This window comes from Paenibacillus sp. B-A-8 (assembly GCF_048572915.1).
Classification (GTDB): Bacteria; Bacillota; Bacilli; order Paenibacillales; family Paenibacillaceae; genus Paenibacillus_AQ.
This window is the reverse complement of record NZ_CP183882.1, coordinates 6,480,823-6,493,156: the sequence shown is the minus strand read 5'-3', so window position 1 is coordinate 6,493,156 and position 12,334 is coordinate 6,480,823. Positions and strand designations below refer to the sequence as shown.

The 12,334-nt window shown below is 45.2% G+C and carries 14 protein-coding genes and 1 riboswitch; all 14 genes read left to right on the top strand.

The window, feature by feature from the left end:
- The first annotated feature begins 10 nt into the window (after nucleotides 1-10).
- The 14 genes from ACN6MV_RS29360 to atpD all read left to right on the top strand — a co-directional run bounded on the left by ACN6MV_RS29360 (nucleotide 11) and on the right by atpD (nucleotide 12,260).
- On the top strand, nucleotides 11-598 hold the full coding sequence (locus ACN6MV_RS29360; RefSeq protein WP_042131379.1) for a low molecular weight protein arginine phosphatase: 588 nt from the start codon (nucleotides 11-13) through the stop codon (nucleotides 596-598).
- Nucleotides 599-646: 48 nt separating this feature from the next.
- Nucleotides 647-729: riboswitch (ZMP/ZTP riboswitch) on the top strand.
- 74 nt (nucleotides 730-803) lie between these two features.
- Nucleotides 804-1,388: a TIGR01440 family protein gene (locus tag ACN6MV_RS29355; RefSeq protein WP_042131378.1), complete on the top strand. Its 585-nt coding sequence runs from the start codon at nucleotides 804-806 to the stop codon at nucleotides 1,386-1,388.
- A 113-nt stretch (nucleotides 1,389-1,501) separates the two neighbouring features.
- The gene (glyA, locus tag ACN6MV_RS29350; RefSeq protein WP_042131377.1) at nucleotides 1,502-2,749 is read left to right on the top strand and encodes a serine hydroxymethyltransferase; all 1,248 of its coding nucleotides are present in this window, start codon (nucleotides 1,502-1,504) and stop codon (nucleotides 2,747-2,749) included.
- Between the two features lie 422 nt (nucleotides 2,750-3,171).
- Nucleotides 3,172-3,801, top strand: a complete 630-nt coding sequence (gene upp, locus ACN6MV_RS29345) for a uracil phosphoribosyltransferase (protein WP_042131376.1) — start codon at nucleotides 3,172-3,174, stop codon at nucleotides 3,799-3,801.
- Nucleotides 3,802-3,861: 60 nt separating this feature from the next.
- On the top strand, nucleotides 3,862-5,022 hold the full coding sequence (gene wecB / locus ACN6MV_RS29340; protein WP_076119034.1) for a non-hydrolyzing UDP-N-acetylglucosamine 2-epimerase: 1,161 nt from the start codon (nucleotides 3,862-3,864) through the stop codon (nucleotides 5,020-5,022).
- A 178-nt stretch (nucleotides 5,023-5,200) separates the two neighbouring features.
- Complete coding sequence (locus ACN6MV_RS29335) at nucleotides 5,201-5,434, top strand: AtpZ/AtpI family protein (protein WP_076119036.1); 234 nt, start codon at nucleotides 5,201-5,203, stop codon at nucleotides 5,432-5,434.
- Nucleotides 5,427-5,804: an ATP synthase subunit I gene (locus ACN6MV_RS29330; RefSeq protein WP_042131373.1), complete on the top strand. Its 378-nt coding sequence runs from the start codon at nucleotides 5,427-5,429 to the stop codon at nucleotides 5,802-5,804. Before ACN6MV_RS29335 ends, ACN6MV_RS29330 begins: the two co-directional genes overlap by 8 nt.
- 29 nt (nucleotides 5,805-5,833) lie before the next feature.
- Complete coding sequence (atpB, locus tag ACN6MV_RS29325; RefSeq protein WP_042131372.1) at nucleotides 5,834-6,601, top strand: F0F1 ATP synthase subunit A; 768 nt, start codon at nucleotides 5,834-5,836, stop codon at nucleotides 6,599-6,601.
- A 104-nt stretch (nucleotides 6,602-6,705) separates the two neighbouring features.
- Complete coding sequence (atpE, locus tag ACN6MV_RS29320; RefSeq protein WP_039877624.1) at nucleotides 6,706-6,918, top strand: F0F1 ATP synthase subunit C; 213 nt, start codon at nucleotides 6,706-6,708, stop codon at nucleotides 6,916-6,918.
- Between the two features lie 97 nt (nucleotides 6,919-7,015).
- The gene (atpF, locus tag ACN6MV_RS29315) at nucleotides 7,016-7,504 is read left to right on the top strand and encodes a F0F1 ATP synthase subunit B (protein WP_042131371.1); all 489 of its coding nucleotides are present in this window, start codon (nucleotides 7,016-7,018) and stop codon (nucleotides 7,502-7,504) included.
- Entirely contained in the window at nucleotides 7,501-8,052 is a 552-nt protein-coding gene (locus ACN6MV_RS29310) for a F0F1 ATP synthase subunit delta (protein WP_042131370.1), read from the top strand. Before atpF ends, ACN6MV_RS29310 begins: the two co-directional genes overlap by 4 nt.
- Nucleotides 8,053-8,063: 11 nt before the next feature.
- A complete protein-coding gene (gene atpA / locus ACN6MV_RS29305; RefSeq protein ID WP_042131369.1) occupies nucleotides 8,064-9,575 on the top strand; it encodes a F0F1 ATP synthase subunit alpha in 1,512 nt (503 codons plus the stop codon).
- Between the two features lie 153 nt (nucleotides 9,576-9,728).
- Nucleotides 9,729-10,598 carry an ATP synthase F1 subunit gamma gene (atpG, locus tag ACN6MV_RS29300; protein WP_042131368.1) on the top strand — a complete coding sequence of 290 codons (870 nt, stop codon included), beginning with the start codon at nucleotides 9,729-9,731 and terminating at the stop codon, nucleotides 10,596-10,598.
- 261 nt (nucleotides 10,599-10,859) lie between these two features.
- Entirely contained in the window at nucleotides 10,860-12,260 is a 1,401-nt protein-coding gene (gene atpD, locus ACN6MV_RS29295; protein WP_042131367.1) for a F0F1 ATP synthase subunit beta, read from the top strand.
- Nucleotides 12,261-12,334 lie beyond the last annotated feature (74 nt).

Genomic DNA, 12,334 nt, shown 5'->3' with positions numbered 1-12,334 from the left:
GTGCAAAAGCATGCTGCATATTTTATTCGTCTGCACCGGTAATACATGCCGTAGTCCTATGGCTGAGGGGCTTTTACGAAAGCTCGCGAAGGAACGTGGAATCGACCTGGAAGTGCGGTCTGCAGGTGTATCCGCCATTTCCGGCACTTCTATATCGAGACATGCTGCAGCTATTTTGCAGGAAGAAGGCATTCATGATCATTTGGAGTCGTCGCAATTAACAGGGCAATCCGTTGCTTGGGCCGATCTTGTGCTGACCCTGACCAGTGGACATAAGCAGCATTTGCTACAGTATTTTCCGGATGCCGTAACTAAAACATATACATTGAAGGAATATGTGCATAACGAAGAAGCTGTAACTGAGGATATTAAGGAATTGGACAGCCTATATGCAGATGCTGAGTTGAGTATTGCTCTAGGCGGTGAACCCAACGCAACGGATCTGCAGCGAATGATTGAAATCCGCCAACGGATTCCGAGCTTTGATATTTCCGATCCTTTTGGGGGTACGCGTGAGGATTATGAGCTTACTGCTGCTGAAATTCGCACTGCGCTGTTTAGTTTGCTAGATAAACTGGAATCTTTACGCCATATGTAAATGGTTGATTTTCGGTCTGCTTTGCTTTAAGATGAAAATACAACTAATCGGTTCCGATGTAACTGGCGACAAATGTGGATCAAACCACGATGGAGCATCGGAATAAACGGCCGGTCGCCTGGGCAAAAGAGCAAATCCGCAGCTACCTGCGGACTGCTCTTTTTTGTTTAAATAAAGCTTGTTTGAAGCTTGAGGAGGTTGAGTGATGGACGAAGTTGTGGATCTATCTTTAACTGAAGCCACCGTCACTGTGTTAAAGGAGTTGGCGGAAGCTGGTAACCTTGGATCAGGTAAAGTTGTTGTCGTTGGAGTTAGCACAAGTGAGGTCGCTGGTGTCCGAATTGGAACTGGTGGTGCGCTTGAAGTCGCACAGCAATTGCTCGAAGGGGTCCGTTTGGTCGCAGCGGAAAAAGGATTTCATCCCGTTTATCAGTGCTGCGAGCATCTGAATCGTGCGCTTGTAATGGAACGCTCTTTGTTAGAGTCGCTTGGGTTAAAAGAAGTTTCAGCTGTACCCATACCGGGGGCTGGAGGTTCGATGGCGGCTGCTGCCTATCGCTCTATGAAAGATCCTGTTTTGGCGGAAACAATAGAAGCGCACGCGGGTTTAGACATTGGTGAGACGCTTATAGGGATGCATTTACGCCGGGTAGCGGTTCCATTTCGACCGACCTTACGCTACATTGGAGCAGCTAGGGTGAATGCAGCCTGGACCAGACCCCCGCTTATTGGCGGCGAGCGTGCTGTTTATCGAGCTCCAGAGCAGAGTGGTTTACAGAGTTGTGATTAATAATTTAGTTTTATATTTTTTGCAGAAACGCAGACCTAAAGCCTTATTATGGCGGGCAAATCGTTTCTACTTAAATACAACATATCTACACACACTAGGGAGGAAATAGGAACATGGAACAATTACGTAAGAGTGACCCGGCAGTACTGGAAGCGATGGAACTGGAACTGAAACGTCAACGTGCCAACATTGAGCTTATTGCCTCAGAGAATATCGTTAGCGAAGCCGTAATGGAAGCTATGGGCTCGGTGCTTACGAATAAATATGCAGAGGGCTATCCAGGCAAACGTTATTATGGCGGCTGTGAAGATGTAGATATCGTTGAGAATTTAGCTCGTGATCGTGCAAAAGAATTGTTCGGTGCGGAGCATGTTAACGTACAACCGCACTCCGGAGCACAAGCGAACATGGCTGTTTATTTGGCGGCGCTAAACCCGGGTGACACTGTTCTTGGTATGAACTTGGCGCATGGCGGACATTTAACGCACGGTAGTCCAGTAAATGCTTCCGGATTGCTGTATAACTTTGTTGCCTATGGTGTGCAAGAAGATACTTTCCTGATTGATTATGATGAAGTACGCAAAGCAGCCTTTAAGCACCGTCCTAAATTGATTGTTGCTGGTGCAAGTGCGTATCCACGGATTATTGATTTCGAAAAACTTGGTGCTATTGCCAATGATGTCGGCGCTCTGTTTATGGTAGACATGGCCCATATCGCAGGTCTTGTTGCTGCTGGCCTTCATCCAAGCCCGGTACCTCATGCTCATTTTGTTACAACTACTACACACAAGACTTTACGCGGTCCTCGCGGAGGTATGATTATGTGCAGACAGCCATGGGCTGCTGCGATCGATAAAGCTGTATTCCCTGGTTCCCAAGGCGGACCGCTGATGCATGTCATTGCGTCAAAAGCAGTTGCGTTTGGTGAAGCTTTGCAGCCTTCCTTTAAGACTTATGCTGAGAATGTAGTGAAGAATGCAAATGTTCTTGCGGAGACGCTGATTAGCGAAGGGGTTAACATTGTATCCGGTGGTACGGATAACCACTTGATGTTACTTGATACCCGTAACCTGAACATTACCGGAAAAGATGCGGAAAAAGTACTAGATTCCATCGGAATCACCGTGAATAAAAACGCAATTCCATTTGATCCTACGAGTCCTTTTGTAACTAGTGGTATTCGTATTGGTACACCTGCAGTCACTTCCCGTGGTATGGACGAGCAAGCAATGGTAGTTATTGGCCGTATTATTGCTAATGTTCTTAAGAATCCTAAGGACGAAGCGAAATTGGCAGAGGCAGCTCGTCAAGTTGCTGATTTGACAGATCAGTACCCACTTTATCCGGAATTGAAATACTAGTTCTTATTTGTATTCATTAATGAGTTCACCTCCATCAAGTCCTGATTTTAGGATTTGGTGGAGGTTTTTTGTTGTTTATTGTTCACAATATTACATAGGGAATGGATGGGAAACCGATGAAATTGTTTATGAAAGTTCATGGAACTTTCATAAACAATAGTGAAAAAAATGTGAATAGTATGAAAAAGTAAAACTTGCACAACATAATCTAGGTTTTATAAGTGAAAGGTTGAATGTTTCAACCAATCATTACCTTTCAGGTCAAGGATATACAATAGGAATGTGTTCAATATGGATACAAGTGCCTTTCTAGGTGAAATGAAGCGAAGGGAATGCTATAATAGACAGGATTTAGCCACTGAGAAGCAAAAGCGCTTTCTGAGGTTATAGACAAGACTTACAATTACCGGAGGGACATTAAAATGGGAAAATTGGTGATTTGCGATCATCCTTTAATTCAACACAAACTAACATTTATTCGCGATGTAAGAACAAACACAAAGGATTTTAGAGAGCATGTTGATGAAGTTGCCACATTGATGGCTTATGAGATTACACGTGATATTCCTCTAGAGACCATTACGGTACAGACACCGGTCACTGAAACGGAAAGTAAAGTGATTTCGGGAAGAATGCTTGGGCTTATTCCTATTCTTCGTGCGGGCCTAGGGATGCTTGAGGGCGTTCTGAAGCTTCTCCCTGCTGCTAAAGTAGGACATGTTGGCTTGTTCCGTGATCCGGACACACTTCAACCGGTTGAGTATTACATTAAGCTTCCTACAGACGTACAGGAACGCGAGCTAATCGTAATCGATCCAATGCTGGCTACAGGGGGATCTGCGATTGCTGCTATTACCTCGTTGAAGAAGCGTGGCTGTACACAAATTAAAATGATGAACTTGATTGCGGCTCCAGAAGGTGTTGCTGCAGTTCAAGAAGCTCATCCAGATGTAGATATTTACGTAGCTGCGCTTGATGATCATTTGAATGAACATGGATATATCGTTCCGGGACTTGGCGATGCGGGAGACCGTTTGTACGGAACTAAGTAAATAGCAATTCGTGATTAGGGATATGAAATATTTGAATTTTTTGATGAGAGGGTAGGGGTTATGTCCAAAATTAAAGTGATGACTGTTTTCGGAGTGCGCCCCGAGGCGATCAAGATGGCTCCTCTAGTTCTTGAACTAGAGAAGCATCCTGAACATATCGAATCAATTGTTTGTGTAACAGCACAGCATAGAGAACTCCTTGATCAAGTGTTGGAAGTGTTTAAGATCACTCCTGATTACGACCTGGATGTGATGAAAGACCGTCAGACGCTGAATGAGATTACTATTCGTGTGCTTGAAGGTTTGGAGCCTGTACTGAAAGAGGTTAAGCCTGATATCGTACTGGTGCATGGGGACACATTAACAACGTTCCTTGCGAGCTATGCCTCCTTCCTGCAGCAAATTCAGGTTGGGCACGTAGAAGCAGGACTTCGGACATGGAACAAACTATCTCCTTATCCTGAGGAAATGAACCGTCAACTAACAGGTGTATTGGCCGATCTGCATTTTGCTCCGACCGATTGGTCAGCTAGCAATTTGAAACACGAGAACAAAAAAGAATCAAGTATTTATATCACAGGCAACACCGTAACCGATGTGTTTCAATATACCGTACAGCCGGATTATCGGCATCCTGTTTTGGATTTTGCTTCAGGAAAAAGACTTATTTTGATGACTGCTCACCGCAGAGAATCGCAAGGTGAACCGCATCGTAATATCTTCCGAGCTGTTAAAAGAATCGCTGATGAATTCGAAGATGTTGCCATTGTTTATCCTGTGCATCCGAGTCCTGCTGTTAAGGAACCTGCACATGAAATTCTGGGTGGACATCCAAGAATTAAGCTGATTGATCCGCTGGATGTCGTGGATTTGCATAATTTTTATCCGCATACCCACTTGATTTTAACCGATTCCGGCGGTTTGCAAGAGGAAGCTCCTTCATATGGAGTTCCCGTCCTTGTGCTTCGTGATACGACGGAGCGTCCTGAAGGGATAGATGCTGGAACGCTGGAGCTTGTGGGCACGGACGAGGAGAAGGTGTATGAACGGACACATGCTCTTTTGACTGATAATGAGCTCTATCAGTCGATGAGTCGGGCCGCCAACCCGTACGGAGATGGCAAAGCCTCCCAACGAATTGTCAATGCGATTTTGCACCATTTCGGTGTAAATAAGGAACGTCCTGAAGAGTTTCACAGAATGTTCACAAAAAATAAATAATTTCATTTAAAGTAATATCTGAGCTGATTAAAAACACCATACAGTCAAACTGTACGGTTTATATGGTTTTGGAACATTTTGCTGTGATTATTTTCATGTTTTCAAGGGTTTTTAGGCAATGTTCAATGAATTGACAAAGTCTCCAGAAATTCAGTAAAATTAGTTGGGATTGTAGCCAATGAAAGAACAAAATAGCAGGGACAGCTTGTTACAGACCGCGCTTATCATTGGAAGTGCAGGCACTATACTCGCCGCTTACATTGTTATTGGTTTTTTTGCGGCAAGGTGGCTGAAAGACCTGATGGAGGGTCCGAAATATTGGCTCGCCATTGGCACAATAACCGGAATGATTCTGGGGATTATGAACGTCGTCCTGTTAATTAAAAAATTTTTGGGGGAGCAGAATGGATAATATGACTCCCATGATCAATACCGTCACTAGAGTTACGCTCGTCCTTATGGCAGGACTCTTAATGGGCTGGGCGCTTCATCATGAGACCAGGGAGACTACGCTGGGCATGACTCTGGGTCTGGTGGCGGGATTGGTAAACTTTCGTTATCTGGCCGTCAAGGTTCGACGGGTAACGCAGTCGATTGCGAGCAACGAAGGGAATGCCTTCAGCCTCGGTTTTGTTACACGGATTAGCTTTGCAATTTTGGTCACTATGTTCGCGGTCAAGATTGAGCATTTCTCCCTGGTAGCAACTGTTTCGGGCGTATTCATTCCTCAGCTTCTCGCCATTCCTGCGGGGATATATCTGAGTGTGAAGAACAAACTTTAACCAGATTAAAGAGAAAGGGGGATGATACTATGCATGAGATGCCGAAAATCTTTGTCGGGGGAATACCGATAGATATATCAGCCGTATTGATGCTTCTGATCAGTTGTACAGTAGTATTTGTACTGGTGATGCTGTCGGTTCGTAAGCTTTCGGTTGAGAATCCATCTAAGCTTCAGAATTTTATGGAATGGGTTGTTGAATTTGTAGAGGGTGTCATTAGCAGTGCCATGGACCTGAAGAAAGGAAAACCTTACATATCTTTGGGGCTAACGTTGATTCTGTTTATCTTTGTTTCCAACCTTCTTGGATTGCCTTTCTCAGTTGTAACTGAAGCACATGGACCTGTAACCGTGTTTGGCCATGTGATTGAAGCAACCAAGAACTTGGCGCATGGTGATCATGTTGAGATCTTATGGTACAAGTCGCCGACTGCTGACATTAATATCACTGCAGGATTGGCAATTATTGTGTTTATACTGATGAACTTCCTGGGCATTAAGCTCAATGGAAAGCATTATTTCAAACACTATATTGAGCCGTTTCCAATCTTTTTGCCACTGAACATTATCGAGAACTTGGCAAAACCAGTAGCTTTGGCTATTCGTCTATTTGCTAACATTTTTGCCGGAGAAGTACTGATTACAGTCATTTTGAAACTGGGGATTCTCAGTATTCCGTTCCTGGCTGTATGGCAAGGCTTCAGTATTTTCGTCGGGGCACTACAGGCGTTTATCTTTACGATTCTGACGATGGTTTATATCGCACAGATGACGATTCACGAAGAAGAAGCACATTAATGAACTGCTGCGAAGAGAACGGCTATCGTCTGATTTTCTTTCGCGGGAGATATCTTATATCATTAAACACAATATGAACCGAAATTAAAGGAGGATATTTACAAATGGAATTTTTAGCAGCAGCAATAGCGGTTGGATTGGGTGCACTTGGCGCAGGTCTTGGTAACGGTATGATCGTTAGTAGAACAGTTGAGTCCATCGCTCGTCAGCCAGAAGCTCGTAATGCCCTACAAACAACAATGTTTATCGGTGTAGGTATCGTCGAAGTTATTCCGTTGGCAGCAACAGTTATCGCATTCCTGATCATGTTTTCTTAATAAACCGTATTTACGGTTTGGCGGGGACGGCCAGTGCCATCCGCGCCTTACTTTTGTATACGTCCGCATGACGCGGTAACGGAAGGGAGTGACCTCAGTGGAAATTGTTTGGACAAACATCGTATTTTCAATTGTAGCCTTTGGGATTCTATATTTCTTGCTCAGTAAGTATGCGTTCAGCAAATTGTTCGCAGTGATGGAGAAGCGCCGTGAGCTGGTAATGCAGCAAATGGATGAAGCTGCGAAGACTAGAGAGCAAGCGGTCGCGTATGTGGAAGAGCAGAAGCAAGCGCTGAACAGTGCACGCCAGGAAGCTCAACAGATTATTCAACAATCGCAAATTACTAGTAATCAACAGGTAGAACAAGCTTTGGCGCAAGCTAAAGTTGAAGCTGCACGCGTCAAAGAAGAGGCCGTGCGCGATATCGAGAACGAGAAGAATAAAGCAGTGGAAGAGTTGCGCAGCGAAATTGGAACGGCATCTGTTCGTATTGCTTCTAAACTTCTTAAGAAAGAAGTTAGTGCTAGCAGTGAGCAGGAGCAGCTTGTGAACCAATACCTCAATGAGGTAGGAGGCCGATCATGAGCCGCGATACGGTAGTTGCCAAGCGCTACGCTAAAGCATTGTACAGTGCAGCGGTAGAGAAGGGGATTACCCTTGAAGTAGAAGAACAGCTCAAGGCAGTGGTCGAAGTATTACATTCAGACCTAGAGGTACAGCGGTTTATTCTTGCACCACGTATCTCGGAGTCCGACAAGCTGAAAGTGCTGCGCACAGCACTTCAAGATAAGCTCTCACCTATCGTGATGAACATTGTAGAACTGTTAGTAGAGCGGGGCAGAACCGATATTTTTGCCGAACTGCTGGATACGTATATCAAGATTGAAGGAGACGCTCTTGGCATTGGTGATGCTAAGGTATACTCCGTTTATTCTTTAAGTGAAGAAGAACAAGCGGCTGTAGCTGCAGAATTTGGCCAGCTCGTAAACCGTAAAATCCGGGTTACGAATGTGGTAGATCCAAGCCTGCTGGGAGGACTGAAAGTTTATATCGGCGATACGCTGTATGACGGCAGTCTGTCTAGTAAATTGGAACGTCTCGAGAAATCCTTTAATGATAAGCATAGAAGATAGGGGTGAGGATATTGGGCATCAGACCTGAAGAGATCAGCACTTTGATCAAAAGTCAAATTGAGCAATATAAAGCCGATATCGAAGTTGCCGAAGTGGGCACCGTCATTCAAGTCGGAGACGGTATCGCTCGTGTCTACGGTCTGGAAAACGCAATGGCAGGCGAGTTGCTAGAGTTCTCCAACGGAGTAGTGGGCATGGCGCTCAATCTGGAAGAAAGCAACGTCGGTGTTGTTATTCTGGGTGAGTACAAGGAAATTCGTGAAGGCGATCAAGTAAAACGTACTGGACAAATCATGCAAGTTCCAGTGGGAGAGGCCCTTTTGGGTCGTGTAGTTAATGCACTCGGTATGCCGCTTGACGGTAAAGGCCCAATTCAAACGACGGAGTTCCGTCCGGTTGAGAATAACGCTCCTGGTGTTATTGACCGTAAATCGGTTCATGAGCCAATGCAAACTGGCCTTAAAGCGATTGATGCGATGGTACCAATTGGTCGTGGACAACGCGAACTTATCATTGGTGACCGTCAAACTGGTAAGACTGCAATCGCAATCGATGCCATTATCAACCAAAAAGGCAACGGCATGAAATGTATTTATGTTGCCATTGGACAAAAACAATCTACAGTAGCACAGGTTGTAGAAACTCTTCGCCGTCATGGCGCGTTGGAATATACAATCGTTGTAACTGCTTCGGCTTCCGAGCCATCCCCACTGTTGTATATTGCTCCATACGCAGGTTGCGCAATGGGCGAATACTTCATGTACAAGGGCGAACACGTACTGATCATCTATGATGACCTTTCAAAACAAGCTTCGGCTTATCGCGAATTGTCCTTGCTGCTTCGTCGTCCACCGGGTCGTGAAGCATTCCCTGGTGACGTGTTCTACTTGCACTCCCGTCTTTTGGAGCGTGCGGCTAAGCTTAGTGATGAGCTTGGTGGTGGTTCATTAACCGCGCTTCCGTTCATCGAAACACAAGCATCTGACGTATCGGCTTACATTCCTACGAACGTAATCTCGATTACAGATGGTCAAATCTTCCTTGAGTCTGATCTGTTCTACTCTGGACAACGTCCGGCAATCAATGTCGGTATCTCCGTTTCCCGTGTAGGGGGTTCCGCTCAGATTAAAGCGATGAAAAAGGTAGCAGGCTCGCTTCGTTTGGATCTTGCTCAATATCGTGAACTTCAAGCATTCTCACAGTTTGGCTCAGATCTTGATAAATCCACGCTTGCTCGTCTGAATCGCGGAGCGCGTATGATGGAAGTTCTGAAACAAGGTGTAAATCAGCCGTTGTCTGTTGAGCATCAAGTGCTTAGCTTGTACACAGCTGTAAAAGGGTATTTGGATGATATTCCTGTTAAGGACGTAAAACGTTTTGAAAAGGAATTCCTTGCTTACATGGATAGCAGTGCTGCTGAAGTTGCTCAATCCATCAGAGATACCAAGGATTTGACAGCCGATAACGAAGCCGCTCTTAAAGCTGCAATTGATAAATTTAAAAGAGGCTTTGCTACTAGCTAATATAGATCGCGCGTAAACAAATCTTATTAAGTGAGCTTTGGCACTGCCGAAGCTCAGGCTATTACTTATAAAGTTAGCTTTGAATTCGTCAAAGCTAAGAAGATGCTTACGAAGTTAGCTTTGACTCCGTCAAAGCTCTAAGGTGGTGAAATCATGGCAAGAAGCATGCGTGATATTAAACGTCAAATTAAGAGTGTTCAAAACACAAGACAGATCACAAAAGCGATGGAAATGGTAGCTGCCTCCAAGCTGAGAAAAGCTCAGGAGAAGGCGATTGCCGCCCGTCCTTATGCAGAGAAGCTGAAAGAGGTTGTATCGAGCATTGCTGCCGGTACAGAAGGCGTTCAGCATCCTATGCTGGTCAGTCGGCCTGTGAAAAAAACTGGTTATCTTATCGTGACCTCTGATAGAGGGCTTGCGGGTGGATACAACGCTAATATTTTACGTAAGGTGACGATGCTCATCGCGGAACGCCATAAATCCAAAGATGAGTACGCCTTGTTCGTTATCGGTCGTAAAGGCCGTGACTTCTTACGCCGCCGTGAATATCCGATTGTACAGGAGGTTACTGAGCTATCGGATGCGCCGAAGTTTGCTGACATCAAGTCTATCGCTAATTCGGCAGTACAACAGTTTGTAGATGGTACGTATGATGAGCTGTACGTTTGTTATAACCAATTCGTCAATGCGATTACCCAGATTCCAACTGTTGATCGATTGTTGCCTATGGAAGGCGTAGGAAATCATGAGCATCATGAAGCGACTGCAAATTACGAATATGAACCTTCACCAGAAGGCGTACTCGAAGTGCTACTTCCGAAATACGCTGAAACTTTAATTTATAGCGCAATTCTGGATGGCAAGGCCAGTGAGCTGGGTGCGAAAATGACAGCGATGGGCAGTGCAACAAAGAACGCGTCGAAAATGATCGGAGAACTTACCCTTACGTACAACCGTGCCCGTCAGGCGGCAATTACGCAGGAAATTACCGAGATCGTGGCCGGAGCGAACGCTCAGTCTTAAAAATACAAGAACAGTTAAGCACTGTGCTTGACTTGCCTTGTATTTTACGAGAAACAGTGCCGCATGGAGCGATACAGAGTATCGCCCGCTTCTGGAGTATGGCTCCTTAAGAACGGCACTGCAGTTCTTCTTAAAATATAAGAAAGTATAGGTTTTTCACTATACAAAATGCTTATATTTCTACGAGAAACGGTTGTCATCTTTATATGACGACAACGTCGTTTCTTCTTGACGTAACAGCTTTCGAGGAGGGAAATGAAGATGAACAAAGGACGCGTTGTAAGCATTATGGGTCCGGTTGTCGATATTGAATTTGAACGCGGCCAGTTGCCCGAGATATTCAACGCTATCAAAATTGAAACCGTCTTGGACAATGGTCGCCAGATTAACCTAACACTTGAGGTTTCCAATCACTTGGGAGACAATTTGGTACGTTGTATCGCGATGTCTTCTACAGATGGTCTGGTTCGTGGACTGGATGCAATTGACCAAGGTGGTCCTATTTCGGTTCCTGTAGGGGAAGCGACATTAGGCCGGGTATTTAACGTACTTGGAAATCCAATTGATAACGCTGGTGAAGTTGTTTCCGAAATAAAGAACCCGATTCACCGTTTGGCTCCGACATTTGATGAATTGTCAACACAAGCCGAAATTTTGGAAACGGGTATTAAAGTTATCGACTTGCTCGCACCTTACGCTAAAGGCGGTAAAGTTGGTCTGTTCGGCGGTGCCGGTGTAGGTAAAACGGTTACGATTCAAGAATTGATTAATAACATTGCCCAAGAACACGGCGGTATTTCCGTATTCGCGGGTGTGGGTGAACGTACTCGTGAAGGTAATGACCTTTATCACGAAATGACGGACTCCGGCGTTATTAAGAAAACAGCAATGGTGTTCGGACAAATGAATGAGCCCCCAGGCGCGCGTCTGCGCGTAGCTTTGACCGGTCTTACTATGGCGGAATATTTCCGTGATGTAGAAGGCCGCGATACGCTGCTCTTTATCGATAATATATTCCGCTTTACCCAAGCGGGTTCCGAAGTATCCGCTCTTCTCGGACGTATGCCGTCCGCGGTAGGTTACCAACCAACCCTGGCTACTGAAATGGGTCAGTTGCAAGAGCGTATCACTTCTACCAAAAAAGGCTCCGTTACTTCCATTCAAGCCATCTACGTACCAGCGGATGACTACACTGACCCTGCTCCGGCAACGGCGTTTGCTCACTTGGATGCAACAACTAACCTTGAGCGTAAGATTTCCGAGAAGGGGATTTTCCCAGCGGTTGATCCACTGGCTTCCAGCTCGCGTTTGCTAGCTCCGGAAATTGTTGGTGAAGAGCACTATAATGTGGCACAAGGTGTTAAACAATTGCTGCAACGTTATACCGAACTTCAGGACATCATTGCCATCTTGGGTATGGATGAATTGAGTGAGGATGATAAGGTTATCGTAGCCCGTGCTCGTAAAGTTGAGCGGTTCCTGTCGCAGCCTTTCCACGTAGCTGAACAGTTTACCGGCTTCAAGGGTAAATACGTGCCAATCAAAGAAACTGTACGTAGCTTTAAGGAGATTCTGGATGGTAAGCATGATGATCTTCCAGAAGCAGCGTTCCTTTTCGTAGGTACAATCGAAGAAGCGGTTGAAAAAGCGAAATCGATGTAACACTGAGCTAAGTGAAATGCTTTCGAAGCGAGCTTTACTTTGTAAAGCTAAGTGTATGCTTTCGATGAGAGCTT